The 26,491-nt window shown below is 70.0% G+C and carries 27 protein-coding genes; 11 read left to right on the top strand and 16 right to left on the bottom strand.

The annotated features are described in order from the left end of the window. The first annotated feature begins 14 nt into the window (after positions 1-14). A complete protein-coding gene (locus tag ACFSKW_RS06450) occupies positions 15-569 on the top strand; it encodes a YceI family protein (protein ID WP_379570174.1) in 555 nt (184 codons plus the stop codon). Here the strand turns inward: ACFSKW_RS06450 and ACFSKW_RS06455 are convergent. Further along, positions 511-903, bottom strand: coding sequence for a hypothetical protein (locus ACFSKW_RS06455; RefSeq protein ID WP_379570176.1), 393 nt, complete (start codon positions 901-903; stop codon positions 511-513). The genes ACFSKW_RS06450 and ACFSKW_RS06455 overlap by 59 nt on opposite strands. Before the next feature lie 140 nt (positions 904-1,043). Beyond that, on the bottom strand, positions 1,044-1,883 hold the full coding sequence (locus ACFSKW_RS06460) for an isocitrate lyase/PEP mutase family protein (RefSeq protein ID WP_379570178.1): 840 nt from the start codon (positions 1,881-1,883) through the stop codon (positions 1,044-1,046). Between the two features lie 134 nt (positions 1,884-2,017). On the opposite strand from ACFSKW_RS06460, the gene ACFSKW_RS06465 reads away from it, so the two are divergent. Continuing rightward, positions 2,018-3,007, top strand: a complete 990-nt coding sequence (locus tag ACFSKW_RS06465; protein ID WP_379570180.1) for an ArsR/SmtB family transcription factor — start codon at positions 2,018-2,020, stop codon at positions 3,005-3,007. 95 nt (positions 3,008-3,102) lie between these two features. Here ACFSKW_RS06465 and ACFSKW_RS06470 read toward each other — a convergent pair whose 3' ends face one another. Next, complete coding sequence (locus ACFSKW_RS06470; protein WP_379570182.1) at positions 3,103-4,071, bottom strand: DUF1838 family protein; 969 nt, start codon at positions 4,069-4,071, stop codon at positions 3,103-3,105. A 185-nt stretch (positions 4,072-4,256) separates the two neighbouring features. Between ACFSKW_RS06470 and ACFSKW_RS06475 the strand changes: the two genes are divergently transcribed. Further along, positions 4,257-4,706 (top strand): SRPBCC family protein, encoded by a 450-nt coding sequence (locus ACFSKW_RS06475; protein ID WP_379570184.1) that lies wholly within the window; start codon positions 4,257-4,259, stop codon positions 4,704-4,706. A gap of 28 nt (positions 4,707-4,734) precedes the next feature. Here the strand turns inward: ACFSKW_RS06475 and ACFSKW_RS06480 are convergent, their stop codons facing one another. The 8 genes from ACFSKW_RS06480 to ACFSKW_RS06515 all read right to left on the bottom strand — a co-directional run bounded on the left by ACFSKW_RS06480 (position 4,735) and on the right by ACFSKW_RS06515 (position 13,198). After that, positions 4,735-5,364, bottom strand: a complete 630-nt coding sequence (locus ACFSKW_RS06480) for a hypothetical protein (protein ID WP_379570186.1) — start codon at positions 5,362-5,364, stop codon at positions 4,735-4,737. Beyond that, positions 5,361-5,993 carry a hypothetical protein gene (locus ACFSKW_RS06485; RefSeq protein WP_379570188.1) on the bottom strand — a complete coding sequence of 211 codons (633 nt, stop codon included), beginning with the start codon at positions 5,991-5,993 and terminating at the stop codon, positions 5,361-5,363. The genes ACFSKW_RS06480 and ACFSKW_RS06485 overlap by 4 nt, the downstream gene beginning before the upstream one ends. 209 nt (positions 5,994-6,202) lie before the next feature. Then, positions 6,203-7,696, bottom strand: a complete 1,494-nt coding sequence (locus ACFSKW_RS06490; protein WP_379570190.1) for a multicopper oxidase family protein — start codon at positions 7,694-7,696, stop codon at positions 6,203-6,205. A 13-nt stretch (positions 7,697-7,709) separates the two neighbouring features. Then, the gene (locus tag ACFSKW_RS06495; RefSeq protein WP_379570192.1) at positions 7,710-8,180 is read right to left on the bottom strand and encodes a hypothetical protein; all 471 of its coding nucleotides are present in this window, start codon (positions 8,178-8,180) and stop codon (positions 7,710-7,712) included. Beyond that, positions 8,177-8,536: a hypothetical protein gene (locus ACFSKW_RS06500; RefSeq protein ID WP_379570194.1), complete on the bottom strand. Its 360-nt coding sequence runs from the start codon at positions 8,534-8,536 to the stop codon at positions 8,177-8,179. Before ACFSKW_RS06500 ends, ACFSKW_RS06495 begins: the two co-directional genes overlap by 4 nt. Positions 8,537-8,582: 46 nt before the next feature. After that, positions 8,583-11,339, bottom strand: coding sequence for a helix-turn-helix transcriptional regulator (locus ACFSKW_RS06505; RefSeq protein ID WP_379570196.1), 2,757 nt, complete (start codon positions 11,337-11,339; stop codon positions 8,583-8,585). A gap of 170 nt (positions 11,340-11,509) precedes the next feature. Then, positions 11,510-12,454, bottom strand: coding sequence for a class A beta-lactamase (bla, locus tag ACFSKW_RS06510; protein ID WP_379570198.1), 945 nt, complete (start codon positions 12,452-12,454; stop codon positions 11,510-11,512). Positions 12,455-12,607: 153 nt separating this feature from the next. Beyond that, complete coding sequence (locus ACFSKW_RS06515; protein ID WP_379570200.1) at positions 12,608-13,198, bottom strand: TetR/AcrR family transcriptional regulator; 591 nt, start codon at positions 13,196-13,198, stop codon at positions 12,608-12,610. 59 nt (positions 13,199-13,257) lie between these two features. On the opposite strand from ACFSKW_RS06515, the gene ACFSKW_RS06520 reads away from it, so the two are divergent. After that, positions 13,258-14,403 carry an FAD-dependent monooxygenase gene (locus tag ACFSKW_RS06520; RefSeq protein ID WP_379570202.1) on the top strand — a complete coding sequence of 382 codons (1,146 nt, stop codon included), beginning with the start codon at positions 13,258-13,260 and terminating at the stop codon, positions 14,401-14,403. On the opposite strand, the gene ACFSKW_RS06525 is transcribed toward ACFSKW_RS06520, so the two are convergent. Beyond that, complete coding sequence (locus tag ACFSKW_RS06525) at positions 14,400-16,172, bottom strand: NAD+ synthase (RefSeq protein ID WP_379570204.1); 1,773 nt, start codon at positions 16,170-16,172, stop codon at positions 14,400-14,402. The two genes, ACFSKW_RS06520 and ACFSKW_RS06525, sit on opposite strands and share 4 nt — an antisense overlap. Positions 16,173-16,500: 328 nt before the next feature. On the opposite strand from ACFSKW_RS06525, the gene ACFSKW_RS06530 reads away from it, so the two are divergent. Continuing rightward, entirely contained in the window at positions 16,501-16,971 is a 471-nt protein-coding gene (locus ACFSKW_RS06530) for a pyridoxamine 5'-phosphate oxidase family protein (protein ID WP_379570206.1), read from the top strand. Further along, positions 16,968-17,957: an NADPH:quinone reductase gene (locus ACFSKW_RS06535; RefSeq protein ID WP_379570208.1), complete on the top strand. Its 990-nt coding sequence runs from the start codon at positions 16,968-16,970 to the stop codon at positions 17,955-17,957. The genes ACFSKW_RS06530 and ACFSKW_RS06535 overlap by 4 nt, the downstream gene beginning before the upstream one ends. A 125-nt stretch (positions 17,958-18,082) precedes the next feature. Here ACFSKW_RS06535 and ACFSKW_RS06540 read toward each other — a convergent pair whose 3' ends face one another. Further along, positions 18,083-18,844, bottom strand: coding sequence for a class I SAM-dependent DNA methyltransferase (locus tag ACFSKW_RS06540; RefSeq protein ID WP_379570210.1), 762 nt, complete (start codon positions 18,842-18,844; stop codon positions 18,083-18,085). A gap of 96 nt (positions 18,845-18,940) precedes the next feature. Next, the gene (locus ACFSKW_RS06545) at positions 18,941-19,894 is read right to left on the bottom strand and encodes a helix-turn-helix transcriptional regulator (protein WP_379570212.1); all 954 of its coding nucleotides are present in this window, start codon (positions 19,892-19,894) and stop codon (positions 18,941-18,943) included. Positions 19,895-19,957: 63 nt separating this feature from the next. On the opposite strand from ACFSKW_RS06545, the gene ACFSKW_RS06550 reads away from it, so the two are divergent. From ACFSKW_RS06550 to ACFSKW_RS06560, 3 genes are all read left to right on the top strand, one after another. Then, positions 19,958-21,103: an epoxide hydrolase family protein gene (locus tag ACFSKW_RS06550; protein WP_379570214.1), complete on the top strand. Its 1,146-nt coding sequence runs from the start codon at positions 19,958-19,960 to the stop codon at positions 21,101-21,103. A 185-nt stretch (positions 21,104-21,288) separates the two neighbouring features. After that, positions 21,289-21,981 (top strand): hypothetical protein, encoded by a 693-nt coding sequence (locus ACFSKW_RS06555; RefSeq protein WP_379570216.1) that lies wholly within the window; start codon positions 21,289-21,291, stop codon positions 21,979-21,981. Continuing rightward, entirely contained in the window at positions 21,978-22,376 is a 399-nt protein-coding gene (locus ACFSKW_RS06560; protein ID WP_379570218.1) for a hypothetical protein, read from the top strand. The genes ACFSKW_RS06555 and ACFSKW_RS06560 overlap by 4 nt, the downstream gene beginning before the upstream one ends. A gap of 151 nt (positions 22,377-22,527) precedes the next feature. Here the strand turns inward: ACFSKW_RS06560 and ACFSKW_RS06565 are convergent, their stop codons facing one another. After that, positions 22,528-23,547 (bottom strand): AraC family transcriptional regulator, encoded by a 1,020-nt coding sequence (locus ACFSKW_RS06565; RefSeq protein WP_379570220.1) that lies wholly within the window; start codon positions 23,545-23,547, stop codon positions 22,528-22,530. Positions 23,548-23,607: 60 nt separating this feature from the next. On the opposite strand from ACFSKW_RS06565, the gene ACFSKW_RS06570 reads away from it, so the two are divergent. Continuing rightward, positions 23,608-24,519, top strand: coding sequence for an SDR family NAD(P)-dependent oxidoreductase (locus ACFSKW_RS06570; RefSeq protein ID WP_379570222.1), 912 nt, complete (start codon positions 23,608-23,610; stop codon positions 24,517-24,519). A gap of 152 nt (positions 24,520-24,671) precedes the next feature. Continuing rightward, positions 24,672-25,340 carry an alpha/beta hydrolase gene (locus ACFSKW_RS06575; protein WP_379570224.1) on the top strand — a complete coding sequence of 223 codons (669 nt, stop codon included), beginning with the start codon at positions 24,672-24,674 and terminating at the stop codon, positions 25,338-25,340. A gap of 316 nt (positions 25,341-25,656) precedes the next feature. Here ACFSKW_RS06575 and ACFSKW_RS06580 read toward each other — a convergent pair whose 3' ends face one another. Then, entirely contained in the window at positions 25,657-26,322 is a 666-nt protein-coding gene (locus ACFSKW_RS06580) for a DUF4097 family beta strand repeat-containing protein (RefSeq protein ID WP_379570228.1), read from the bottom strand. Between the last annotated feature and the right edge of the window lie 169 nt (positions 26,323-26,491).

Raw genomic sequence — 26,491 nt, forward strand, 5'->3', positions numbered from 1 at the left:
GCTAGCCTGGGAGTGTGGGCATCACCGCTGGTAGCTACACGTTGGGACCGGAGTCTGGACGGATCCTGGTCAAGACGACGCGTGCCGGACTCGGCGCGAAGGCCGGCCATGATCTCACCATCGCGGTCACCCGCTGGCGCGGCGATGCCACCGTCGACCCCGCCGACCCGGCCGGCTGCTCGGTGACCGTCGAAGTCGACGCCGAGTCGCTCGAAGTCCAGGGAGGAACCGGCGGCGTCAAACGTCTCACGAGCTCCGATCGCGAGGAGATCGAAAAGATCATCCGAGAGAAGGTCCTTCACTCTGAGCGCTACCCGACGATCACCTTCCGATCATCGCAAGTCACGGGAGGTACGGAGTCGTTCCGCGTGGAGGGCGACCTCGACATGCTCGGCGTCGCCCGGCCCATCCAGGTACAGGGCTCGCTCGCCGAGGATCGAGTGCACGGCTCGGCGGCCATGGTGCAGTCCCGATGGGGGATCCGGCCCTACTCGGCGTTCTTCGGCGCGCTCAAGGTGAGCGACGACGTCGAGGTGCAGTTCGACATCGGCCTCGTATCGAAGGAGTGACCCCGACCGCGAAGCGCGATCCTTGCTCGCCGCCAAGAGGTCGCGGCATCGACGAGCGGGCGCCGAGTGACGGCAGGACGATCCCCACCAGGAAGAGCAGCGATGACCACTGGTGCAACTGCCGCATGAGCCGACCGCCAGGCGCCTCGAAGGCGATCTCCACCTCCGCGGCGTAGGCGGCGCTCACCTCGGCGCCGCGTAACGGCTCGTAGGGGCCGTCATAGAACGTCTGGCCGCTCGACGGATAGAAGAACGCGAGGAAGGCGCCGGTGAGCACGACGACCACGAAACAGTAGACGAGCATCTCGCTCATCAGCGTCTTGTACAGCCTCATTCGGCTGAGTTCATCACGGATCAGGACGCGACGATCTCGCCGTTGTCGTCATCCAGGACGCGTGCGATCGGAGGACGTCGGCCAGGTCCGGACACCTGCCACGTCAGCAGTAGGCGTCCGAGCCGTCCTCCCTGCTTCGATCAACGACGGAACAGGGCGTCGAGTTCGCCGAAGTCGAGTGAGCCGTCCAGTGCCGTGAGACCTCCCGTGCCGAGCAGTTCCGCGGCGGCTCGGCGGGCCGCGGTGTAGGCGGCCTGGGCCAGCGCGGTGCCCAGGCTGATCCTGCGCACCCCGGCCTGCGCGAGCTCGGTGACACCCGGTCCGCCTGCGACGGCCATCGCGTTGACCGGCAGCGGCGACTCGGCGCAGAGAGTGCTCAGCACGTCCAGGTCGAGAAGGCCGGGCACGAAGATGCCGTCGGCTCCCGCCTCGGCGTATGCCGCCGTGCGCGCCAGCACCTCGTCCAGCCGGCCGTCGGGCGCGCCGATTCCGAACAGGAAGACGTCGGTGCGCGCGTTGACGAACAGTTCCGGCAGGTCCGCGGCGGCCGCGGCGTCCCTGGCGGCGCGCAGCCTGGCGCCCTGTTCGGCGATGTCGTACAGGGGACCGCCGACGGCTGTGGAGTCCTCCAGGTTGACGCCCACCGCACCGGCCTCGATCACCGCCCGCACGGTCGCGGCGACGTCCGCGGGGGCCGGCCCGTAGCCTCCCTCCACGTCGACCGTCACCGGCACGTCGACGGAGTTCACGATGCGCCGCGCGGCCTCCACCATCTCGTCCCGGCCGAGCCGTTGCCCGTCCCCGCGGCCCAGTGACCATGACACGCCGCCGCTGGTCGTGGCGATCGCAGGGGCGCCGGCCGCGGCGATCACAGCGGCGCTGGCGGCGTCCCAGGCGTTGGGCAGCACCAGCACGGACTCGGTGCTCAGGCCGCGGAACAGCCGAGCGGCAGCGGTGGAGGGGGTGGTGTCAACAGACATGTGCATGACCGCCTTCGCGTCGTTCCGATTCTCGGCACTCGCGTCGCGGGCGCCTGCTCCAGGGATGCTGCTGGGCCGGGGAGCGGGCGTCCACTGATTAAGCTCAGACCGAATGTGGAAGCAGTGGAGGCGACATGAAGGCGCGGCTGACCTTTTCGGTGAACGATCTGGCCGAGACCCGGTTCGCCGTCTCGCCCATGTGGGAGGTCGTCACCAGCTTCAGAGCGCTGGCCGCCGCCGCGGTACCGGACCTGCACCTCGGCTGGGCCGACCAGGTGCGTCCCAGGCTCGCGGCCGCGGGTCTCGATCGCGGTTGGCTGGCCGACATGATTCCGCCCGCCGGCCACCTCCCCGACTTCCTCAACCCGGCGCCGACGTCCGCGTCCCCCGGCCTCGCCGGCGAGCTGGCCGCCATCGAGGCCACCGCTCCTGATCAGGTACGGCGGGACCTCGACGTGCTGGCCGCCGAGCGCGAAGGCCGGTTGTCCTCCCGGCTGCGGAGCCTTCACCGGACACCTGAGACCTACCTGCCGCGAATCGTCGCGGAGATCGATGTCTACTGGCGGCTCGCGATAGCTCCTTACTGGGGCAGGATCCGCTCGGTGCTCGAGGCGGACGTCTTCTACCGGGGGCGCCAGGTGGCCGAGCACAGTACGGCCCAGGCGCTCGACGAGCTGCACCACACGGTGCGGTGGGTCGACGGCAGCCTCCACCTGGCGCAGCGGCACTGCGCCATCACCAGGATCGAGACAGGAGCCGGGCTGCTCCTGGTGCCGTCGGTCTTCGCCTGGCCGCGGGTGCTGACCCGGACCGCCGCGTCGGAACCACCCCAGCTGGCCTACCCGGCGCGCGGGATCGGCACGTTGTGGGAGCGCCGGACACATGCGCACATGGACGCCCTCGCCGCCGTGATCGGCCGATCCAGGGCGCTGATCCTGGCCGAGCTGGACTCCCCAGCCTCGACCACCGAACTCGCCCACAGGTCGGGCCTTTCGGCGGCGGGCGTGTCCCAACACCTGACCGCGCTGCGAGCCGCCGGCCTGACCAGCACCCACCGGGCGGGCCGCTCGGTGCTCTACGCCCGCACCGAGCTCGCCGATGCCCTCCTCACGGCGCAGACGTGAAGCATGCCGGCGATACGGCGGCGGTGCGCCGCGAACGCCTGCCGTTCACGGGTCGATCCCCGCGATCCGGCAGGCGTGATCGTCACCTGCGGTCATCATGCCTTTCCATTGGCGGCGCACCAGCCGGTCCACGTGGTGGCGCCCTTGCCCAGCTGCTTGTTGTAGAAGGAGGTCCAGGAGTTCTCGCTCGGGCCGGGCTCGGTGGGGGCGGCCTTGTAGAGCGGGTGGGCGGCGTCGATCTCCGCCCGCAGCCACGGCTCGATGTCCAGGTAGGACGGCAGCGACCAGCTGCGGGCGTGGTAGGTGAGCTGCCCGCGGACGTCGGTCTCCGGCAGGCACATGAACGGTGCCCACGGGCTCGTCCTGGACCAGCTGATCTTGGTCTTCATCGCACCCTTGGGGACGGTGCCCGCGATCGTGCGGACCGCCACCTCGCGGTCGTCGACGTAGAAGTCGAACATCTCCTGGGCCGCGTAGACGCCGTTCACCAGGCCGAACTGCTCGCCCAACGAGGTCTTGAAGTCCGTGCGAACCGGGATGTCGCTGGTCCACACGGTCTCGTCGTGCATCTTCCGCATGGGCGGGCCGACGTAGGAGGGGGTGACGTTGAACGGGCCGAAGTTCACCGCGTCGTTGTTGATGGGGACGACGGGGTAGGTCTTGAGATCGATCGGGTTCTTCCATTCCCGCAGGATCTTCGTGGGGTCGGCGGGGTCGGTGTAGAAGACGATCTCGCGGGAGAGCTGGTAGAGCTGCGTGGTACCGGGTACCCGGTACAGCCGCCGGATGTTGTAGCCCTCGAGGTTGAACAGCTTCTGGCCGTGGCGCAGCTGCGGGTCGTGAGCGTTGCCCTCGATGTTGGCGTAGACGGATCCCGAGATCCGGAAGACCATGTCCCGCCCGTCCGGACGCCCGTTGGTCTGCAATGACAGGAGCCCGTTCTTGTCCGTCACCGTCTTGTAGACCGGCCCCGGGTCGGTCGGATCATCCGTCGCCGTTCCCGCTGCCGTGCCGGGAACGGCGACGCACACCAGGAGCGCGGTAAGGGCTGCGGACAGGGTCAAACCACGACGCTTTAACACGAGTGCTCCTGCGGTGCTGAAAGGGTGACAGGGACCGCTGTGATCATTCCAGCTGGCGAGACCCGGCCTCAACCAGGCCCGCACCGCACCCGCTTCCCAGCCCCAAGGAATCTTGCGACAATTCCGCGACAGAACGCGCAAGTACGGGAGGCCGGGTGTCGAACAGCGTGCTGACCCACGCATTCCACGTGGACGCCGCTCCGGAGAAGGTGTTCGAGCACCTCACGACTCCGGAGAGCTACATCGGACTGTCCCCTCTCGTGGTCGCCGTCAGCGATGTGGACCGCGCGGAGCCCGGCGTGATCCGGTACACGGCCGTCGAGCGCTTCCGGTTCCTCTGGATCTTCACGCACGACAACCCGATCGACGTGGCCCTCCACACCGACGGCCTGTCCGTCTACGGCGAGGTGCGGAGCCCGGGACGCGTTCACATGGCCTACCGCTTCGACCTCGAGCCGGACGGCACCGGCACACGGGTGAGCGACCGGCTCGACCTGACGGCCCCGTGGATGCTGGCCGGGTTCGCCGCTGGCCAGGCACGCAAGGTCCAGCTCGCCCGCGCCCGAATCCTGGCCGAACGGTTGTCCACCGCCCAAGAGGGCGCCGCTCGCGACTGACCGGGAGGGCGCCCTCAGCTCGTTGTCCTCAGGCACGCGGCGTACGGTCGTCCGTCGACGGCCCGACCACCGGAAGGTGGGGAATCGCGCTGGCGAGCCCCAGCACGACAACGAACGAGGCGACGAGCACTGCGACCCACGCGCCTCGCGGTTCGCTGAGTGCGAGCCGCACGCCGCCGATCATGGGCGTGGCCAGCGTCAGGGCCGCGAGGAGGGCCGCGCCGGCGACGCCGGTGACGAGCCGGGCCCAGCGTGGCCCGCGACCGGATACCGCGTATCCGCCGCCGAGCGCGATGGCGGCCACGGCGACCGCCCCACCGCCCAGGCCCCGCGTGAGGAACTGGACCAGGGCGCCCGGCATGAGCATCGGAACGATGGCGAGGGCGAGCGGGGCAAGGGCGAGCCACCTCCACCGGGACCGGCCCCCGGTCCGCCGCAGGTGTTCGGCCCAGCCGAGCAGCCCGCCGGTGACGGCGCCGGGGAGGAGGATGGCAGCGAACGTACCGGCCCAGTCGATCTGGGAGGAGGTTCCGGCGAGCTCGGACATGTAGGAGCGGAAGCCGGCCGCCCAGGCGATGCCGCAGATGGTGCCGGCGGTGACCAGGACGAGCCCGGAGCGTGGACGGCTATCGGCCGTCCCGGACGCCGGGCCGGTCACAGCCGTTCCATACGGGCGTTCGCCGGGATGGCGTCGGTGCGCGCGAGGGCGAATCCGAGAGCGGCGAAGATCAGCATCCACACCCCGATCGTCAGCCGGGCCACGACGAACGGCCCGAAGATCGCCGGTGTGAGAGGGACGATCACATAGACGCCCAGGATCAACGGGATGTAGCGTCGCCAGCCGACCCACTGCCGCGCCCTGACCACGGCGATGCCGAGCACGATGAGAGCGGCACCGTTGAGCAGGGACAGCACTCCGTAGATGCTGTCCACGATGTCCGTGGCCGGCGAAGGGTAGGCGGCGTGCGCGACCGAGATGGCGACCAGTTCCTGTACGGCCAGCAGCACCATCGACACCACGCTGCCGATCCCCCCGATCAGGGCCGGTACGCCGCGGCCGGCGAACCCGGATCGCCACACCACCATCAGGCCCCAGGCGATGGCCAGGTGGTGGAGGAAGAAGAACGACTGGATCGCGGTGAACCCGCTTGCGCTGAGCGGGAAACTGAACCGGTCGTCGGCCACAGCAGGCGGTACGAAGGCGAGGAACACCCCCGAGGCCGCGCCGGTGAACCCAGCGAGAAGGAGTGCCCAGGCACCCGTCTTCCTCGCCATGATGTCGTTCATCAACTCCACCCCTCAGTCGCGGTGCCGGTGGCCGCGCGTGACCCGAGCCACCGTCTGAACGCCACGTGCACAGTCCGTTCCGTACGGCCTGACGCTAGATCGAGGACCCTCCCGGGAAATCGGGTGTTTCCCTATGTGCTCGCCTCGGCCGGCCGCCGGCCGAGTTCGGCACGGCAGCGGATGCCCGGATCGCGGTCGACGCGGGCGAGTCACTCCGGCTCGTTTCCCGCCGTCCCGCCCAGGACGAACGGCGTGGTCACTCCCTCGTACATCAGGTGGGCGATGAGCCCTTCGGACGCATGCGGCAGGTTGTGGCAGTGGTCCAGCCAGATGCCGGGATTGTCCGCGACGAAGGCGATGTCGTACGACTCACCGTCGCCGACGTCGAGCGAGTCCACCCACCAGGGACTCCCGACGCTGCTCACCCCGTTGCGGCCGAGTACCACCGCGTGGTGGCCGTGAAGGTGCATCGGATGCACCTCTCCGCTGTGATTCGAGATGCGCATCCGTACCACGTCGCCCTCGGAGACGACGAACATCGGCACGTCGGGGAAGAGGTGGCCGTTGACGGTCCACCACAGCCCTGGGTGCCCGTCGAGAAACCCCGGCCGGCGCCCGATGGCGTACTCGAATCGTCGATCGGGCCTGTCCTGGGCGAATCCCAGAGGCGCCTTCGTGCCGTACGAGAGCAGGTCCAGCGTCGTGGTGGGCCGCCGGACCGGGGGTGCGTCGTACGACGTCGAACCGAGCACGACGGCCGACGGACCGCCGAGATGGACCCGAACCGGCGAATCGTCCTCCGGCATGATCACCTCGATGTCGGCACGGCCGCCTGCCGTGACCAGCACCCCTGTGTCGTGGACCGGGGTGGGCCCGTTCAGATCCGTGCCGTCGACGGCGACGAGCCGGAACGGTGCACCGGCGACCCATGCGGACATCGGGGCGTTGTCGGTGTTGATGACCCGCACACGCGCCCGTTTCCCGGGCGGAACCTCGACCTGTACGTCGTCCTCGCGGCCGTTGACGGTGCGGGCTCCGCCGTACAGGTGCACCAGGGCCGCCATGTCGACGACCTCGGCAGCCTGCTCCGCGGGGGTCACCACCACGGCACCGAGCAGGCCGCCGCGGACCTGCTCGTGGGACACCTGGTGGGAGTGGTACCAGAAGGTGCCGGCCTGGTCCGCGACGAACCGGTAGGCGTGCTCCTCGCCGACACCGACCGCGTCCTGGGTGACACCCGCGACCCCGTCCTCGGCGTTGGGCACATCGACGCCGTGCCAGTGCAGCGTGACGCCCTCAGGCACCGACTCGTTGACCAGCCGTACCTGCACCAGCTGTCCCGCGGTGGCGCGGATGTCCGGGCCGGGCGACCGGCCGTTCAGGGTGTACCCGTCGACGACTCGGCCTGAGGCCAACCGGAACGCTTCCTTACGGGCAGTCAGCGTGACGGCGACGTCGGCCGTGCGTCGCGGGTCGGCGGTCAGCGCGTTGACGCCGCGCTGAGCCGTCGCGTGCTGACCGTGCCCGCCATGCGTCATCGCGCTGACGGCCGGGCCGCCGCCGTAGTCCGCGTACCCCATGTCCATCGCGGAGTACGTCCCCGGAAGCAGGCTGGCCTGCCAGAGCCAGATCAGCGGCCCGAGGACGACGACGGTCGCGCCGCACGCAATGCTGACGCGGCTGCCCCGGCGGTTCCGACGCACCTGGGTGTGCCCGTCAGGTCCGCGGCGCGAGACGCGCCTCTGGATCCACCGCCTGGCTCGCGCCCGCGTTGCGAGCCAGGCGCGCGGCGTGGATCGCCGCGCTGAACAGCAGCAGGGCGTTGAGGCCGTGCAAGGCGCCCAGGACAGGGATGTCGTGGCCGAGGACGCCCAGGGCGACCTGCGCCACGACGAGCAGCAGGACCAGGGCCGCCCACTTCACCGCTCCAGGGATCTTCGTGAAGAAGGAGCAGATCAGCAGAATCAACGCGGTCAGCGGGATGATCATCGTCCCGACCATGCCGTGGATCGCGTAGCCGAGAACTTCGGGGAAGACGAACGCGCGGCTTTCTATGACCGCCGCGTCGAGCACGCCGCCCTCCATGACCCATTTGCCTTGCCCTGCGACGGCGAAGACCATCGCCATCGACTGGATGACGACCTGGGCCGCGACGACGATGGCCAAGATCTTGTAAGCGGTTCTCATGTTGTTCTCCCCTTCGGATGGGGCTCGTTGAGCGGATCCACCACGTCGCCGCCCTCGGCGCATCTCCCGGTCGTCGCGCTCTCGATCGCCTCGACGAGGCGGTGGACCGGGATCTCCGCCTGCCGGCATACCTGTGCGACTGAGGCCGGTGAGCCGGCCGCGAACAAGCAGAAGGCGACCTCGTCCTCGGGCACGAAGAGCGTCAGGAGAAGATCGACCGTACGTCCCTCGGCCGACAGCTCTCCCGCGCAGCTGCCGATCCTGTGCGCGGTTTCCTTCAGCAGTTCGTCGGTCAGACCCGGGCGGTACCACTCGACGAGGTAGCGCGTCAGGCTCGGCGGTGCTCGATGCGGCATGGGCTGAACGTAGTTCGCGCCTTCGCCGGGGAAATCAGGTGTTTCCCTATGTGTTCAGCTCGGCCATGCGCTGCCCGAGCTCGGCGCGCGAGCCGATGCCCAGCTTGTGATAGACGCGGGCGAGGTTGGCCTCGACCGTCTTCGGGCTGATGAACATGGCCGTGGCGACCTGGCGGTTCGTCATTCCGCTCGCCGCCAACTCGGCCACCCTTCGTTCCGACGGAGTGAGCTCCGCGCCGCCTGACGGACTCGTGGTGACCCGCTCGAGTTCGGCCCTGGCGCGTGCGGCCCACAGGGAGGTGCCGAGTTCGTCGAAGACCCGGACAGCGGCCCGCAAGGCTTCGGCGGCGGCACGCTTCTGACGCCGCCTGCGCTGGATCTGCCCCAGCACCAGCTGTGTGCGGGCCAGTTCGAACGGCATCGGCAGCCGCTCATGTTCGGCCAGGGCCAGTTCGGCGGCTGCGAGCGCGGCGTCCAGGTCTCCCTGTGCGGCCAGCAGAAGGCTTCGACAGCGTGCGCCGAGCGCCAGCGCCCAGGCGCGATCCAGCCTGCGGCCGTTGGCCTCCAGCCGATCCACCAGCGCGGCTGCCTCTTCCAGCCGCCCCACCCCGACGAACGCCTCCACGGTGTCGGGGGCGAACGGTGCGGCCGTCGGTTCTCCGTACCCCATGACCGTCGCGGCCTCGGCCAACGGACCCAACGTCGCGGCCGCGGCCGCATGGTCGGCCAACGACACGTCCAGAAACCCCAGGGTCACCATCGGCCAGACGGTCACCGCCAGGCAGCTGCCCCGCTCGAAGATCGCCAGCGCCTGAAGGGCGGCCTGGCGCGCCTGATCGGGCTGACCGGCATACGCGGCGACGTTCGCCTGGGCCGACAGCGCGATCGCGAGGGGGAAGTCGGTGCCCAGCTGCCACGCCCGTTCCAGAGTGTCCTCGGCGATCGAACGCGCATCGGCGAGGTCGCCGCGCCAGCACTCGACGATCACGGTGTGAAAGGCCGTGAACATCAAGTCACTCTCCTCACCCCGCTCGAGGCAACGCCGCCGCAGGGCGAGCAGGCCGTCCCTGGCCTCGTCCAGCCGTCCCGTCCAGGCGAGCAGCAGGCTGCTGATCAAGGTCGGACGCAGCATCACCGGGCCCGGAATGTCGGGATTCTCCAGGGCAAGGGCGCGCTGTAGCGTGGGCTCGTCCAGTCCATGACCGCTCAGGAAACGGATCATGACGGAGGACGCGAGGGCCTTGGCCAACAGGTCGGAATCCTCCAGCCGCTCGGCGTCGGCCACGGTGTCGTCGACGATGCGCAGGGCGTCGGGGATGCGGCCGAGGTTGACCAGCACGAAGAGTAACTCGATCAGGATCGGCGCCCGGAGCCGCGGGTTCCCGTCCGCTTCGACAAGCGCCTGCTCCAGGTAGCCTGCCGCCTCTCGGTAGCTGTCGTCATGAAGACGCACCGTCGCCAGCAGGAGGAGCGCCTCGGCGCGGGTCTGTCCAGGACCGAGCGCATCGACCACCTTCTCCAGCATCGCGCGAGCCCTCATCGGGTCACCGGCGTCGAAGTGGTGCTGAGCCGAGCGAATGCGGCGCTCAGGCGCGTCAGCGCCGAGCCCGACCGCCAGGTCGAGGAGTTCCGCGGCGGCTGCGGGCGCGCCCCGGGAGCGCGCTCGAACAGCCGCCCTGTCGAGCGCCGCCACGGTATCCGCGTCGGCACGTACGGCGGCGAGCGCCAGGTGGCGGGCGCGTTCCTCCGGATCTGCCACGATCATGGCGAGCCGACGATGCATGGCGCGCCTGCCGGACGGTGGCGCGACCGCGTAGACGCCCGTGCGGAGCAGCGGATGCGTGAACCGGACCCGGTGGCCGTCGATCCAGATGAGGCCGGCGCCTTCTGCTTCGCCGAGCAGACGGTCGACCTCGGCGGGATCGGAACGCACGGCGAGTTGAACGAGCTCGACCGTTGGCTCGGCAAGCGCCGCAGCCGCGAGCAGCACCTGCTGCACGTTCGCGGAGCCCTTGATCCGCGCCTGCACAAGCTGAGCCAGCGTGCTCGGCAACGGTGATGTCACGTCGGCCGCGCCGCCGAGCCCGATGTCCCGGGCCAGTTCCACCGCGTAGAACGGATTGCCGCCGGACACCTGCTGGATACGGACCATCATCGGCCGGGGAAACGAGCGACCGGTCCGTTCGCGGAGCACCCCGTGCAGGGCGCCAAGGCTCAACGGCCCCACCCGTAAACGGTGAGTGGCATGAGGATCCAGCAGCCGAAGTGATGGCCCGGGATCACCACGCTCCTCTGTCCGTAGCGTCGTGAGCACACCGACCCGCGAGCTCAGCCGCCTGACAGCGAACTCGATGGCGCCGGCGCTGGAGCGGTCCACCCATTGCAGGTCGTCGATCGCCAGCAGTACCGGGACCTCGACCGCCAGCCGCTCGACGACAGAGAGCAACGCCGCGCCGGTCGCGCGACGATCGGTGGGCGCCCCGCCGGTTCCGCCCCGCAGCAGGACGACATCGATCGCACGACGCTGCGGCTCCGGCAAGGCCTCGAATACCGAGCCTTCGATGCCCGAGAGCAGGTCGGCCAACGACGTGTACGACAGCTGCGCCTCGGCGGCCGCCGGCGCGGCGGCCAGGACACAGAAGCCCCGCCGACGTGCCTGCTCCGCGGTCGCCAGCCAGAGCGTCGTCTTCCCGATGCCCGCTTCGCCCTCCAGCAGCAACGCTGCGGGCCGCGCCTCCAGCGAATCAAGGAAACTCGCAGCCGCCTGGAGCTCTGCCTGGCGGCCGACGATGTCCGCGCACATGCCGCAAGCCTCTCAGCCGCCGCCGTACGGCGCACCATGGTTGGACGCTACATTCTTCGCCCACAAGTGGCGCGCGGGCCGCCAGAGCGCGCGGCAGCTCGGTCGGGCGTCTCGCGGTCCGCGGCGGCTGGACGTACTCCGCGAATTGGACGTACTCCGCGAGCCGGACGTCAGAGCTTGCCGAGCCCGCGAGCCAGGATGGTGGCGGTCTTCGCGATGGCCGCGTTGTCCGTGGCGAGGCCTGGAGTGCGGTTGGTGTAGATCGCCATGATGATCGGAGCGGCGCCCTTCCCTGGCCAGATGACAGCGATGTCGTTCCCGCCGCCGAACCCGTCGGAGTTGGTGCCGGTCCTGTCACCGATCGTCCAGTTCTTGGGCAGGCCCGCCCGGATGCGCTCGGCGCCGGTCTTGTTCGCGAGCAGCCAGGCGTTCAGTTGCTCCCTGTCCTTGGCGTCCAGCGCGTTCCCCGTCGCGAGTACCTGCAGGTCGCGGCCGATGGCGGCGGGCGTGGTGGTGTCGCGCTTCTCCTTGCGGGTCCAGTCGTTGAGTTCGGGGTGCCAGCGGTCCATCCGGGAGATCGGGTCCTTCAACGTACGGAAGTACCTCGTCAGGCCCGCGGGTCCGCCGATCTGCTTGAGCAGCAGGTTGGACGCGGTGCCGTCGCTCTGGGTGACGGCCGCCTCGCACAACTTGGCGACGGTCAGGCCGTCCTTGACGTGCTTCTCGGTGACCGGAGAGTTGGGCGTCATGTCGGCGGCCGTCCACGTGACGAGCTTGCTCATCAGGCCGGGCTCGGAGGTGCGCGCCTTGTGCAGGACGGCCGCGCAGAGAGGCGCCTTGAAGGTGGACAGCAGGGGGAAGCGCTCGCCCGCCCGGTACGTCACCGTCCTTCCGGTGGCCGTGTCCATGGCGTACGCGCCGATGCGGCCCTTGAAGGACGCCTCCAACTCGCGCAGGTCCTTCTTGACCTGGGCCTCTCCGGGAACCCTGACCTGGGCCGCTCCGGGCACCTTGACCTGGGCCGCTCCGGGAGCCGCCGCCGGCGCCGCGACGGCTGTCGCGGCCGAGGCCGTACTCCCGCCGAGAGCGCCACCGAACAGGAGAGAGATCGCCAAGGCCCTCGAGAGGGGGCGGAGGTGTCGCATGTCAGGTCCCTTGCTGCCGTCTGTCAGAGACAAGGAGCCAAGCAGACGTGATCAGATGATGTCTAATAGCGATATCGGGAAGCGTCCGATATCGATTTCTCTATGAATGCTCGATACCGCAGGTCAACCCCTGGGGACGGCCGGCGGCAACGGCACCCCGGCGCTGCCGTACGCCATGACCTGGACCACGCCCTGGACGACGTCCCTGGTGACGCTTCCTGGCGGCGCGGTGACCAGGGTGAACAGCGCACCCCCGTAGAGCGCGATCAGCGCGGGGATCTTCTCTCGCGGGATGGCGAGGCCGAGCTTGTCGTGGTGCCCGGCCGTCAGCTGCGACGCCGTGTCCCGCAGGCCCGCGAGCGCCGCGGCCAGCGCCGGCCTGCGCGCCGCCTCCAGCTGCAGCTCGAAGATCGCCAGATAGCGGTCACGCAGCGTGGTCGCCGCGGTGAGCAGCGATTCCGTCAGCAGATCGACCAGCGTGGCGGGTCGCTCGGTGGCCCGGTCGGTGTCGGCGTGATGCAGCTCGGCGATGCGCTCCGCTGCGGCCACCAGCAGCGCTTCCCTGCTGCGGAAGTAGTTCGAGGCCGTTCCCGGCGGAAGGTCCGCCTCCTTCTCCACCGCGCGGTGGGTCAGCCCATGCACGCCCGACGACGCCAGCAGCCGGATGGCGGTATCGGTCAGGGCTCGGCGACGGGCCGGATTGGTGGGCGGCATGCGGCCATGCTATCCAATAGGCGTACTAGTACGATCGTAGTGAATGACGAGGAGGTCGCATGAGGATCGTGGTGGTCGGCGCCGGGCTCGGCGGAGTGGCGGCCGCGGTGGGCCTGCACCGCCTGGGGCACGAGGTGACGCTCTTCGAACGGGGCGCCGAGCTCAGGGAGGCGGGCACCGGGATCGTGGTCATGCCCAACGGGCTCCGCGCGCTGGACGCGCTGGGCCTGGCCGAGGACGTTCGCGGGCATGTCATGCGTGCCGTCCGCGCGGGGCTGCGGGACTGGCGCGGACGGCCGCTGCTGGTCACCGATGCGGTCCAGGCGCGGCAGGAGGTCGGGATGCCCGCCATCGTCGACCGGGCGGAACTGCACCGGGTGCTACGCGCCCCGCTGCCCGCCGACCTGGTGCGAACCGCGACCCCCGTCCAGCGCCTGGAGCCCGACTCCACCGGGGTCACCGTGATCAGCGGCGGCGGCCCCGTCGCGAGAGCGGACGCCGTGATCGCGGCCGACGGCATCGGCAGCAGGCTGCGCGGACAGCTCTTCCCCTGCCATCCAGGGCTGCGGCGGACCGGCCGGATGGACCTGCGCGGCATGCTGCCCATGCCTGCCGGCCTGGTGACAGACCTGCTCGCCAGCCAGCTGGTCGACCGCCGCAGCGGGGCGATGTTCGGCCTGTTCCCCGTCGGCGAGAACCGCCTGTACTGGTTCACCGACTCCGTCCTGCACGGCACGCCGCCCGGCGCGGACGAGGCTCGCCGGCAGATGCTGTCCCTGATGGCCGACTGGCACCCTCTCGTCACGGAACTGATCGAAGCCACCCCGCCCGCCGACATCTTCGTCGACCCGATCACCGGTCTGGCCGAACCCCTGCCCTCGTTCACGGCCGGCAGGATCGCGCTCCTCGGCGACGCCGCGCACGCCATGCCGCCCGACCTCGGCCAGGGCGCCGGCCAGGCCTTCGAAGACGCGGCCGCGCTGACCCGCCACCTGGCCGGCGCCGAGCCGGCGGACGTCGCCCAGCGGCTCCTGCGCTACGACGCCGAGCGGCGGCCCAGCGCCAACCGCATGATGCGGGCGGCGTCCCGGCAGTCGCGGCTGACCTCACAGACCGGCGTCGCCGCGTGGCTCCGCGACGCGTCGCTGCGCGCCGTACCGTCGTGGCTGGCCACCCGGCGGCTCGCCGCGCTCTGGCGCGCCTAGCCAGGTGTCTCGCGCCAGCGGTTGGTGACGGGCAGGCGGCGGTCCCTGCCGAAGTTCCTCGGGGTGATCTTGGGGCCGGGCGGGTGCTGGCGCCGCTTGTACTCGGCCAGGTCCACCAGCCTGATGACGCGCGCCACCAGGTCGGGGTCGTGACCGGCGGCGATCAGCTCGGCCGAGCCCAGGTCCTTCTCGACGTAGTCGTCCAGCAGCCGGTCCAGCACCTCGTAGGGCGGCAGCGAGTCGGTGTCGTACTGATCGGGGCTGAGCTCGGCGCTGGGCTCCTTGGTGATGGAGTTCTCCGGGATGGGCCGGGCGACGTCCATGCGGAACCAGCCGTCGGTGTGGGCGTTACGCCAGCGCGACAGCTCCCAGACCATGGTCTTGGGCACGTCCTTGATCGGCGCGAAGCCGCCCGCCGAGTCGCCGTAGAGGGTGGAGTAGCCGGTGGCCAGCTCGCTCTTGTTCCCTGTGGTGAGCACCAGGTGCCCGTGCTCGTTGGACAGACCCATCAGCACCATGCCGCGCACCCGGGCCTGGAGGTTCTCGGCTGCCGGGCCGGTGAGCTCGATCTCCTTCTCGAAGCCGGTGACGACGCCGTCGATCGGCACCAGGCGCGCGTTGACGCCCTGGCGGCGCACCAGCTCCTCGGCGTCGGCGACGGAGTGCTTGGAGGAGTAGCGCGAGGGCATCATCACGACGTGGACCCGGTCGGGGCCGATGGCGTCGGAGGCGATGGTGGCGGTCAGGGCCGAGTCGATGCCTCCCGACAGGGCCAGGATGACCGACGTGAAGCCGTTCTTGGCCACGTAGTCCCGCACGCCCAGCACCAGCGCCGCATAGACCTCGGCCATGTCGTCCAGCCGGGGCGCGACCGAGGGAGCGACGGGCGAGTCGATCGTCACGGGCTCGCTGGAGAGCACGAACCGGTCCACGGTGATCGTCGTCCCGTCGCCCGCGTCGTAGGCCGTCCTGCCCGGCTCCCGGTCGGCCACCGGCAGGTCCAGGTCCACCAGCAGCAGTTCCTCGCGGAACTGCCCCGCCCGCGCGACGAGCTCGCCGTCGGCCCCGACCACGATCGAGTCGCCGTCGAAGACCAGCTCGTCCTGCCCGCCCACCTGGTTGACGTAGGCCAGCGCGCAGCCCGCCTCCCGCGCCCGCCGGGCCAGGAGCTCCAGCCGGACGTCGTCCTTCCCCCGCTCGTACGGCGAGGCGTTCGGCGCGACCAGCAGCCCGGCGCCCGCCTGGCCGACCACCGCCACGGGGCCGCCCTCCTGCCACAGGTCCTCGCAGACCGCGACGGCCACGTCGACGCCGTGCAGCCTGAAGACGGGCAGCCGGTCGCCGCGGACGAAGTAGCGGTACTCGTCGAAGACCCCGTAGTTCTGCAGGTGGTGCTTGGCCGTACGGGTGACGATCCTGCCCCGGTGGAGCAGGGCGGCGCCGTCCAGCGGCGCGCCCTTGGGCCGGCCGACACGCGGCGCGAGGTCGGCCCGGTCCATGAAGCCGACGAGCACGGGCAGCTCGCCGAGCCCCTCCTCGGCCAGCCGGGCCGCCGCCTGCTCCAGCGCGGCGATCGAGGCGTCGACGAAGGATGAGCGGAGGACCAGGTCCTCCACGGGATAGCCGGTCAGGAACATCTCGGTGAACAGGACCAGGTGCGCGCCGCCGGCGGCGGCCTGGCGCGTCCAGTCCAGCAGCTTGGCGGAGTTGGCCGCCAGGTCACCGACGACGGGGTTGGTCTGTGCCAGGGCGATGCGCAGGTGTGCCACGGAGATCAGGCTAGTATGGGCGGATTTTTATCGTCAACCTGACGATAAAAGAGCCATTTCGCTTGATCGCCGGGCGAGCGCCTCGGTCCGTCACGCCCGCGCCTCGTGGGCGGGGATGGGCCACCACCCCTTTCCGGTGTACGCGGTCTCCCCCATGTACGCTGGTCGGCAGGCGTGTGACGGCGAGATCGGGGCCGCGGCCCGGCTCGCGCCCGCGATGCCCCGAGATCGCGTACGGCACGGCGCCGCGGGTCCGCGCGCACGCGTCAGCACGAGACCTTGATCTCCTCCCTCAAGGCTGAAGCTCAGCCCTGCCGAAGGAGAGACGATGAAGACGATCGACGACGACATGCGCCTGATCGTGGACAGCGCCCGGCTGTCCTTCGTGGCCACCGTGTGCCCCGACGGCTCGCCCAATCTCTCGCCCAAGGGGTCGATGCGGGTATACGACGACGAGCACATCGCCTTCATGGACATCGCGTCCCCGAACACGGTCGCCAACCTCGAACGCGACCCGCGTATCGAGATCAACTCGATCGACTTCTTCCGCAGACGGGGCTACCGGTTCAAGGGCACGGCGGAGTTCCGCGAGCCGGGCGATCCCGTCTACGAGTGGCTGCACCAATGGCTGCTCGACCTGAACGGTCCCGGCTACCCCGCCCATCGCGTGATCCTGGTGCGCGTGGAGCGGGTGCTGCCGATCCTGTCCCCCGCCTACACCTTCGGCGACGCCGCGGAGGACGATCTCAGGCAGGCGTGGGCGCGTATCTACCTCGGCGATCTGGACGAGGAACGATGAGCGACCAGGAGACCATGACTGCGGCGTACATCACGCGGCCCGGTCCTGCGGACGAGATACGGGTCGGCCGGCTACCGGTGCCCGAGCCCGGCTCGTCGGAGGTCCTGGTGAAGGTGCTGGCACTCGCCGTCAACCACGTCGACACCTTCGTCCGCTCCGGCGCCTACCGCACCCGCCTGCCCTACCCGTTCGTCATCGGCCGCGACCTGGTGGGGAGCGTGGTCACGGAGGCGCCGGGGTTCGCCCCCGGCGACCTGGTGTGGAGCAACAGCCTGGGGCTCGACGGCCGTCAGGGATCCTTCTCCGAGTACGCCGCCGTGCCCGCCGACCGGCTGTACCACCTGCCCGGCGGCGTGAACCCGGAGAACGCGGTCGCCTCCCTGCACACCGCTGCCACCGCACACCTCGGCCTGTTCAAGCAGGCCGGCCTGCAGGTCGGGGAGACGGTCGTCGTGACCGGCGCGGGCGGCGGGGTCGGCACGGCCACCGTCCAACTCGCCGCGGCGGCGGGCGCGCGGGTCATCGCGACAGCGCGCGAGGACGACGTCGACTGGTGCCGGCGGTGCGGCGCCGACGAGGTCGTCGACTACAGCGACCCGGACATGTACGCCGAGATCGCCAAACTCGCCCCTGACGGGGTGAACGTGTTCTGGGACAACTCCGGCCGGCACCACCTGGAGCAGACCGTCCCCCTGCTCGCCCTCGGCGGCCGGATGATCATCATGGCCGGTCTCGCCACCGCCCCCGTGCTACCGGTCGGGCAGCTCTACACGCGCGACGCCAGCCTGCGCGGCTTCGTGATCAGCAACGCCACCGTTCCCGAACTCGCCGCGGCGGCCACGGCGATCAACCACCTTCTGGCTCGCGGCACCCTGGTCTCCAGGATCGGGACGCGGCTGCCGCTCACCGAGGCCGCCCGATCCCACCGGCTCCAGGAGGGCACCGACCCCCACCTCCCCCGCGGCAGGATCGTCGTCCTCCCGTGACGCGGTTTCGCTTCCGCAGGACGGCCGGAACATCGTCCGGCAGCCCGGCCGAGCCCGTCGCCGCCGCCGTGCTGATGCTGCTGAGATGCCGCGGATCTTCGCAGGTGTCCGGTCCGCGGGCGGAGCTAGCGGCCCGGCGGGATGCGGTAGACGGACACGTGGGAACGCGACTCGGCGGTGAAGTCGGCACCGGCCCAGTCGGCATGCCTGGACTCCAACGCGAACCCGGCCAACTGAGCCATGAGGTCGAGCTCGGCCGGCCAGATGTAGCGGTGCGGGCTGCGGAACAGCCGAGCCTCCCTGCTCTCATCGAACCTGAAGTGGTGCGAGACGACGTGCTGGCGCAGAAGGTCGTAGGTGTCCAGGCCGATGTAGCCGGGCTCGCAATGGAAGACCGTGGCCTGCTGACCCGGTGGAAGTTTGCGCAGCTCAGGCACCCAGAGCTCGATCACGAACCGGCCACCGGGCGCGAGGTGACGCGCGGCGTTACGGAAGCACGCGACCTGCTCGGCCTGGGTGAGCAGGTTGGAGATCGTGTTGAAGACAAGGTAGACGAGCGTATACGTCCCCGGCGCGGCAGCGGTCGCCATGTCGCCGACGATCACCGGAATCGTCGCCTCGTCCGCCTTCGTCCGCAGCTGGTCGATCATCGGAGGCGACAGCTCGATGCCGGTGACGGGCACCCCCCGCTCGGCGAGCGGCACGGCCACACGGCCGGTTCCGATGGCGAACTCGAGCGCCCGTCCATCGCCCGCGAGCTCGGCGAGGCGGTCCACGGTCGGCTCCAGGACCTCGGGCGCGAACATGCCGGTGCCCGGCGTGTCATAGCGCTGGGCGGTCTCGACGTCCCAGATCTCCTCTTGGCGCATGCCGTCAACGATCGTCATGGGTGTACGGGTTGTCCAACGATTTTGCGAGTCACGGTCGCACGCGTGCAGGCCGCCGGCGGGAGCCGCAGCCGTGAGGCCGACACGCGGAGTCGGTCAGGTGGCGGTGGCGGAGGCGAGACGGGCGCAGAGGACGCGGATGCGGTCGACGAGCTCGGGCGGCTCGTGCACCTCGAAGTCGATGTCCATCAGTGCGACCCATACGGCGAGTTCGTCAAGGTCGTTCGCGCCGCTGGACAACGTGCAGGACCACTCGTCGATCGGCTCGATCGTCCCCACGGTGGCCGACATGTGCTCGGCGACGACCTCGGCCGGAGCGTGCATCGTGAAGCGACCCTGGTACCGATAGGGCGCGCTGGAGATCGACCGGGACATGTAGGCCGCCACGTCGGAGTCGGGCAGGTCGCGGGGGGCGAACCGGGGTCCGTTCGGCGTCCGCAGGCTCAGGCGGTCGATCCGATAGGTGCGCCAGTCGGCCCGGCCGGTGTCCCAGCCCAGCAGGTACCAGTGCCGCCCCGAATGGACCAGCCGGTAGGGCTCCGCGGCGCGGACGCTCTCCTGCCCGTCGCGTGTCCGGTAGTCGAACCGCAGGGTCTCATGGTCGCGGCAGGCGGCGGCGATCAGCGTCAGAGACGCCGGGTCCACCACCGAACCCGCCCGTCCCATCGGCACGGTCATCGACCGCAGTGCGTGCACGCGATGCCGGAGCCGGGACGGCAGTACCCGCTCCAGCTTGGCCAGCGCCCGCACGGAGGTCTCCTCGATCCCCGACACCGAGCCCCCGGCCGCCGTCCGCAGCCCCACCGCGACCGCCACCGCCTCGTCGTCGTCCAACAGCAGCGGCGGCAGCTCGGTGCCTGCGCCGAGCCGGTAGCCGGCCGTGCCCGCGGTGGCGTGCACGGGATAGCCGAGCTCGCGCAGCCGCCCGACGTCACGGCGGACGGTCCGGGCGGTCACGCCGAGCCGCTCCGCCAGCTCCACGCCCGACCACTCCCGGTGGGTCTGCAGGAGCGAGAGCAGTCTGAGCAACCGGGCCGATGTCTCCAACATGTTCTCCAGCTTGCCCCACTCCTAGGACCGGACTTGTCCTAACTCGTCCCTAGCGTGTTCTCCATGACGTTCACCACGGGGATCAGCCCGTTCCGCATCGACATCCCGCAGTCCGCGCTCGACGACCTGCACGACCGGCTGGCGCGCACCCTCTGGCCCGACGAGCTGCCCGGCGTCGGCTGGTCGTACGGCATCCCGGTCTCGTACGTGCGGCGGCTGGCCGAGTACTGGCGCAGCGGATACGACTGGCGGAAGCACGAGGCGGAGCTCAACGAGTACCCGCAGTTCACCACCGAGATCGACGGCCAGAACATCCACTTCCTGCACGTACGGTCCCCCGAACCGGACGCGCTGCCGCTGGTACTCACTCACGGCTGGCCCGGCTCGATCGTCGAGTTCATGAAGGTCATCGGCCCGCTCACCGACCCGCGTGCCCACGGCGGCGACCCCGCCGACGCCTTCCACGTGGTCGCTCCGTCCATCCCCGGCTTCGGATTCTCCGGCCCCACTCGCGAGACCGGCTGGGACCTGAGCCGGGTCGCCCGCGCGTGGGCCGAGCTGATGAGCCGCCTCGGCTACGAGCGCTACGGCGCCCAGGGCGGCGACAGCGGCTCGGTCATCTCCCCCGAGCTCGGCCGCGTCGCCCCCGACCAGGTGGTCGGCGTGCACGTCAACGGCGCGCTCGGCTTCCCGACCTTCGACCCGGCCGAGATGGAGGGCCTCACCGAGGCCGAGCAGGCCCGCATGCGGCTCTACGCCGACGACGACCGCTCCGGCTACGCGATCATCCAGGCCACCCGGCCGCAGACCGTCGCCTTCGGCCTGCACGACTCCCCCGCCGCCCAGCTGGCCTGGATCGTGGAGAAGTTCAAGGAGTGGACCGACCCCGCGCACGACCTGCCCGAGGACGCGGTCGACCGTGACCAGATGCTCACCGACGTGACGGTCTACTGGCTGACCCGCACCGCCGCCTCGTCCGCCCGGCTCTACAAGGAGGGCTCGGCACAGTGGGGGGTGCCGGTCGAGCGCTCGGAGGTCCCGCACGGGGTCGCGGTCTTCCCCGGCGACGGCGGGATCCGGCGTGTCGCCGAGCGCGAGCACAACGTGATCCACTGGTCGGAGTTCGACCGGGGCGGTCACTTCGCCGCCATGGAGGCCCCCGACCTGCTGGTCGACGACGTCCGAGCGTTCTTCCGCAAGGTCCGCTGACCACGGGCTCCGCGTGGCGGGCGCTCCAGGACCGCCCGCCTCGGCGAGACGCGCACGCACGAACTCCGTCACACCTGCGTGACCCGGCTGCTCAACCTGGGCGTACCGCGTGACCGAGCGCGACACCCTCGCCTGATGTTCTCGTAGGCCATCGTCCCCACAAGGTGAGCGATGGCCTACAAGGCATGGCCGAGGACGCATTCCTGTGGAGACATCCCTCAGGTATCTGCTTGTCTGACCCGGTGACTCGAGTACTTGATCTCGTCGTGCGGTTCGCTTCCAGCGGCCGGCTCGGTTCGTTGGACTGCGGGATGACGTTGCAAGGCGTCGAGGAACTGATCGGGCCTTTTCACGACCGCATGCACGATTCCAAGCCCCGTCGCCGGCGACCCAGGCTCTACTTCTGGGACGACGTGGAAGTCGTGATCTGCCATGGACTCGTCGTCGACATAGGTCTGCCCCTCTGGCGCGAGTCGGTCACGTTACCCGATGGCCTCCGCGGACAGGAGGACATGCCCATGCCGTCCCATCTCCCCCTCTCCGAGGTGCTCGATGCCCTCGATGCGGCGGGATGCGCGTGGAAGGACGCCCCGGAACTCGTACTCGGCGACAGGGCACGCGGGGTGCGCACCCTCACCCATGGTGTGTGTCTGGTTTTCGGCCCGGAGGGCTGTGACACGAGCGCTCTGCGACTCCACAAGATCTACAAGCCGGATCCCGGCCCAACGTCGCCGGTCGCCCGAGACTGGCGTGTGCAAGCGAACGGCTCGGACGCCGTCCAGGGGCATCCGCCTGGCAGCAACCACAGAGGGACCCCACGGCAGGCCGATCCAGAGTGCAGGACCGCCAGGCCCAAGAGACGGACAATGGGCCGATGAGCTGGGTAGCCAACGTGATGGTGTCGGTCCATCCGGATGACCGTCCGAACGTGGCGGCGTTGAGCGAGTGGCTGCGGACGGAGGCGCCGCTGCGAGGGGATCCGCCGAGGCAGGGGTGTGGCTTTCTCCGCGAGGCCACCGGTCAGAACACGGCGTGGGGCGGGGGGAAGTACCCAGAGTGCGACGTGTGGGCCGGCGCGCTCAACCACGCCGACCTGAACGCTGTCCTTGACCACATCGCGCAGATGCCCTGGCGGTGCCCGAACGCATTGCAGTTCTTCGTGATGGATCAGGAGGACTGGTTCTTCAGGGTGTGGATGCTGAGGGACGGTGAGCTGCGGCAGTACGCGCCGGTCAAACCCGACGAGGATGACCTGGACTTCTATGCAAACTGATCGCTGAACGAGGCGGCTGGGCGTCCTGTTGGCGGGCGCGTTCATGGCGCTGCACCAGCCTCACGCTCGCCCAGAACGATCTGCAGCTCACCCTCACACGCGCTGCCCAAGTGCTCTCGGACGGGAATTCTCTGCACCTCCATCACCGCACTCATCCAGGTGATGTTTCCTGGGAAACTCCGCGGTAGGGCCCTTGCGCGCCAAGATCGGACCCAGCTCTGTGCACGATCTGACCGCCGCCCGCCGTTCTGATCCGGCGGCGGTACTCGCGCGGGGACGCGCCGGTGACCCGCTTGAACGCGTTGCTCAGTGCGCTCTCCGAGCCATAGCCGACCTTGCCGGCGATCGTCGCCACCGTGTCGTCGCCGCGGCGCAGGCGGTCGGTGGCCAGTTCGATCCGCCACCCGGTCAGGTAGTCCAGCGGGCTCTGCCCGACCGTTTGCTTGAAGCGGGCGGCGAATGTGGACCGGGACACCGCCGCGGCCTCGGCCAGTTCTGCCACCGTCCAGGCGTGGGCCGGACGGGCGTGCATGGCCCGTAGCGCCGGGGCCACAATCGGGTCGGTGAGCCCGGCCATCCAGCCGGACGCCACGCCCGGCCCGGCGACGACCAGGTGCAGGCGCAGCAGGTGGATCAGCATGACCAGGGCGAGATGCTCGGTGACCAGTGTCGAGGCAAGCGACCGGTCGCGCAGCTCGGCGTCGATCTGCTCGAGCGCCCAGCGTACGGCTGCGGCCTCGGCGGTGCGGCCGGGCACGTGGATCACCGGCGGCAGCACGTCGAGCAGCAGTTCGCGGGCTCGCTCGCCGAAGTCGAACCGGCCGCCGATGAAAACCGCGTCCTCGCCGGTCCCCACCCGGGCCACGCCGTCGGTCGCCGCCGCGAAGACAGGGCCGGCCGGGACCGGCCGCACCCCTGGACCGCTGGCCATGGCGAACGCGCGTGGCTGGGTGAGCAGGAAGCAGTCGCCCTCGGCCAGCTCGATCGGCTCCGGTACGCCGTCGACGGTGAGCAGGCAGTGGCCGCGGCGCACCGCGACGAACTTGACCGCCGGCGGCGGCTCGTACGACACCGCCCACTCGCCACCGGCCACCAGCCTGACGGACAGGCGGCTGCTCGTGCCGAGGAGGGCGAGGACGTCTTCGAGGGGGTCGGCTTGCTGGACGCTCACTCAACTATGTTGGACCCTGAACCATTCCAAGTCCAACGCCCGATCTTTACCGTTGCGGCCATGACGCGCATGGGCACCCCATTCAACGCCAAGACCACGGCCGCCGAGATCCTCGCCGGTGTCGACCTGACCGGGCGGCGGATCATCGTCACGGGCGGAGCCTCGGGGATCGGCTTGGAGACCGTCCGGGCGCTGCGGGGTGCAGGAGCCGAGGTCACCGTCGCGACCCGCAACCCCACGAGCGGCCGGCGAGCCTTGGACCTGAGCGATCTCGGCTCGGTGCGCGCGTTCGTGGCCGGCTGGATCGGGCCGGTGCACGCGATCGTGGCGAACGCCGGGATCATGGCGTTGCCCACCCGCCAGGTCGCCGCCAACGGCTGGGAGCTGCAGTTGGCGACGAACTTTCTCGGGCATTTCGCACTGATCACCGGCCTGCGGGAGAACCTGCGGCAGGCCGGCGACGCGCGAGTGGTCATGGTGAGTTCCGGCGCTCAACTGCTGGCGCCGTTCGACTTCGACGATCCGCACTTCGAGCGCCGCCCGTACGACCCGTGGGTCGCGTACGCGCAGTCGAAGACGGCCGACGTGCTGCTCGCGGTCGGTGCCGCCCGGCGCTGGGCCGCCGACGGAATCACCGCGAACGCGCTCGAGCCCGGCTACATCCACACCAACCTGCAGCGCCACCTCGACGACGACACCATGCGAGCAGCGGGCGCGATGGACGACGAGGGGAACCTGGTGACCCCCGACCACTACAAGACCCCGGAGCAGGGCGCCGCCACCTCGGTGCTGCTCGCCGGGTCCCCACTGCTGGAGGGCGTGACGGGCCGGTTCTTCTCCTCGGACAACCAGGAGGCCGAGGTGGTGTCGGGCGGCCCGGACGCGACCACAGGCGTCGCCGCCTGGTCGGTGGACCCGGCCGCCGCGGACCGTCTCTGGGACTACGCGCTCACAGCGACAGCGGACCGCTGACCGAGGCCTCGTCGCCGGCGCGGCCCAGCCGCGCTCGCCGATCGCCCCCACCTCGGCGCGCACCCCAGAAGGCGGCCGCGGCCATCGGGCTTTCCCGGTGGCAGAGCGCCGTTATATCCGATATATCGCATGAGAACCTTGGAGCACCATTCATGACTACCGTGATGCTCGTCCACGGCGCCTGGCACCAGCCGAACAGTTGGGCGAAGCTTGAGGCCGAATTGCACGCGCTCGGCTATGGCACGCACACGCCGGCGCTCCCGAGCGCCGGCGAACATCCCACCGCGGGCATGCATGACGATGCCGCCGTTTTGGCTGCGGAACTGGCGTCGATCGCAGGACCTGTCGTGCTGCTCGGCCATTCCTACGGGGGCATCCCGATCACTGAGGCCGCCGCCGGAGTGGGCAATGTTGATCGGCTGATCTACCTCGCCGCCTACATGCCGGACAGTGGACAGTCGATGTACACCATCCACGGCATCCCCGATCCCGAAGACACGGGCGGCCTGTTCCCACTCATCAACGAACCGCGCACCTCGCTCTACGGCGATCTGCCCGATGCAGAGGCCGAGCAGGCGGTGAGCCCGTTGGTCAACCAGACCATCCGATCGTTCGCGGAGAAGGTCGACGTAGCCGCCTGGCGGAGCATCCCGTCCACCTACATCATCACAGAGGACGACAAGGCAATCCCTCCCGCACTGCAGGAGCAGATGGCAGCCCAAGCTGCCGAGATCCGCCGGCTCTCTGGCGGTCATTCTCCGTTCCTGTCCCAGCCACGCCGGCTGGCCGCCCTCATCGACGAGATCGTGCGGTCGGCCTGAGGGGCTTCGCAGGCGGGAACGAACCCCGACTGCCGACCACGCCGACCCGGCGATCACGCTCCCGTGCTACGCCCACGTGATCCATGAACGGCGGCCATCGTCCAAGGCCGTCAGCGGATGGCCGGGAGTCACCCCTGCGGCGCGTTTTCCCAGGTCGCGTTAGTAAGCCCTCCGGAGACCCCAGTCACTCCGAGCCACTTTGCGTCTGGTCACACGAATCCGGGTGAAGGGCCTGGAACGGCCCCAGTCCACATCGATGGACCAGGGCTGTTCGTCGTCACCGGGCTTGGTCTACCTCTCTTTTGGAGGCTGCCGGTCACAGGCTGCGGGCGGTGATGTCGCCGCTGGAGGTGGTGGCGTGGATGTCGAGTACGGCGGTGCCGTCGTTCTTGAGGGCGTTGGTGATGCGGCCGTGGCTGGTGCCGGCGTCCAGGGCGGCCGAGACTCCGCCGGCGGCGACGATCGAGATGTCGCCGGACTGGGTGCGAAGCACGACCTTGCCGCCGGTGGCCTCGGCGATCCGGATGTCGCCCCGTGCGGTGCTGATCTCCGCGGGGCCGCCCAGCCGACCGACCTCGACGTCGCCGTCGGTCGCGGTGAGGCGGAGGCTTGCGGTCTCCTCGATCTTGATCTGGTGGTACGCGCCTTCGAAGGCGACGTCGCCGAGGCGGCCGACGGTCCGGAGTTCGGCGCTGGCCGTCTTCGCCTCGACCTGGGAACCGGCGGGCAGTTCGACCGTCACGTCGATGGATCCGGACGGGCCGAGGTACTGGTTCTTCGCCGCGGCCGTCTCGATCCGCAGGACGCCGTCGGCGTATTCGACCGTGGTCTGCTCGGCCGCCTTCACGTCGCGGCTCTTTGCGGCGTTCGTGGGCCGGACCTCGACCGCGGTGTCGGCCCGGTCGGCGGCGATGAACTGGACGCGTCCCGCGGGGATGTCCAGGACGGCGGAGATCGGGGCGGGGGTGTCGAACTTCTGCATCATGTGCTCCTTGTGCTGTGTGCTTTCGACATCCACTTTCGCCAACCGCGCTGATACCGGGCTGTCACCGTCCTGACGCCGCCGCTGACATACGGCGGAGAGCGGCCGGTCACGTCCACGGACGTGGTGTATGAATCGATCTTCGCGTGATCCTGTTTATGCAGGTTAA

Source organism: Nonomuraea mangrovi, assembly GCF_042681425.1.
Classification (GTDB): Bacteria; Actinomycetota; Actinomycetes; order Streptosporangiales; family Streptosporangiaceae; genus Nonomuraea; species Nonomuraea mangrovi.

What these genes read in the sequence shown, in the direction of transcription:
- ACFSKW_RS06485 (WP_379570188.1), bottom strand. Translation starts at nt 5,993, where the DNA reads ATGAACGACATCATGGCGAGGAAGACGGGTGCCTGGGCACTCCTTCTC.
- ACFSKW_RS06560 (WP_379570218.1), top strand. Translation starts at nt 21,978, where the DNA reads ATGAGCTGGGTAGCCAACGTGATGGTGTCGGTCCATCCGGATGACCGT.
- ACFSKW_RS06500 (WP_379570194.1), bottom strand. Translation starts at nt 8,536, where the DNA reads ATGCCGCATCGAGCACCGCCGAGCCTGACGCGCTACCTCGTCGAGTGG.
- ACFSKW_RS06465 (WP_379570180.1), top strand. Translation starts at nt 2,018, where the DNA reads ATGAAGGCGCGGCTGACCTTTTCGGTGAACGATCTGGCCGAGACCCGG.
- ACFSKW_RS06505 (WP_379570196.1), bottom strand. Translation starts at nt 11,339, where the DNA reads ATGTGCGCGGACATCGTCGGCCGCCAGGCAGAGCTCCAGGCGGCTGCG.
- ACFSKW_RS06540 (WP_379570210.1), bottom strand. Translation starts at nt 18,844, where the DNA reads ATGACGATCGTTGACGGCATGCGCCAAGAGGAGATCTGGGACGTCGAG.
- ACFSKW_RS06530 (WP_379570206.1), top strand. Translation starts at nt 16,501, where the DNA reads ATGAAGACGATCGACGACGACATGCGCCTGATCGTGGACAGCGCCCGG.
- ACFSKW_RS06515 (WP_379570200.1), bottom strand. Translation starts at nt 13,198, where the DNA reads ATGCCGCCCACCAATCCGGCCCGTCGCCGAGCCCTGACCGATACCGCC.
- ACFSKW_RS06460 (WP_379570178.1), bottom strand. Translation starts at nt 1,883, where the DNA reads ATGTCTGTTGACACCACCCCCTCCACCGCTGCCGCTCGGCTGTTCCGC.
- ACFSKW_RS06570 (WP_379570222.1), top strand. Translation starts at nt 23,608, where the DNA reads ATGACGCGCATGGGCACCCCATTCAACGCCAAGACCACGGCCGCCGAG.
- ACFSKW_RS06520 (WP_379570202.1), top strand. Translation starts at nt 13,258, where the DNA reads ATGAGGATCGTGGTGGTCGGCGCCGGGCTCGGCGGAGTGGCGGCCGCG.
- ACFSKW_RS06495 (WP_379570192.1), bottom strand. Translation starts at nt 8,180, where the DNA reads ATGAGAACCGCTTACAAGATCTTGGCCATCGTCGTCGCGGCCCAGGTC.
- ACFSKW_RS06555 (WP_379570216.1), top strand. Translation starts at nt 21,289, where the DNA reads ATGGCCGAGGACGCATTCCTGTGGAGACATCCCTCAGGTATCTGCTTG.
- ACFSKW_RS06545 (WP_379570212.1), bottom strand. Translation starts at nt 19,894, where the DNA reads ATGTTGGAGACATCGGCCCGGTTGCTCAGACTGCTCTCGCTCCTGCAG.
- ACFSKW_RS06550 (WP_379570214.1), top strand. Translation starts at nt 19,958, where the DNA reads ATGACGTTCACCACGGGGATCAGCCCGTTCCGCATCGACATCCCGCAG.
- ACFSKW_RS06580 (WP_379570228.1), bottom strand. Translation starts at nt 26,322, where the DNA reads ATGCAGAAGTTCGACACCCCCGCCCCGATCTCCGCCGTCCTGGACATC.
- ACFSKW_RS06575 (WP_379570224.1), top strand. Translation starts at nt 24,672, where the DNA reads ATGACTACCGTGATGCTCGTCCACGGCGCCTGGCACCAGCCGAACAGT.
- ACFSKW_RS06455 (WP_379570176.1), bottom strand. Translation starts at nt 903, where the DNA reads ATGAGGCTGTACAAGACGCTGATGAGCGAGATGCTCGTCTACTGTTTC.
- ACFSKW_RS06535 (WP_379570208.1), top strand. Translation starts at nt 16,968, where the DNA reads ATGAGCGACCAGGAGACCATGACTGCGGCGTACATCACGCGGCCCGGT.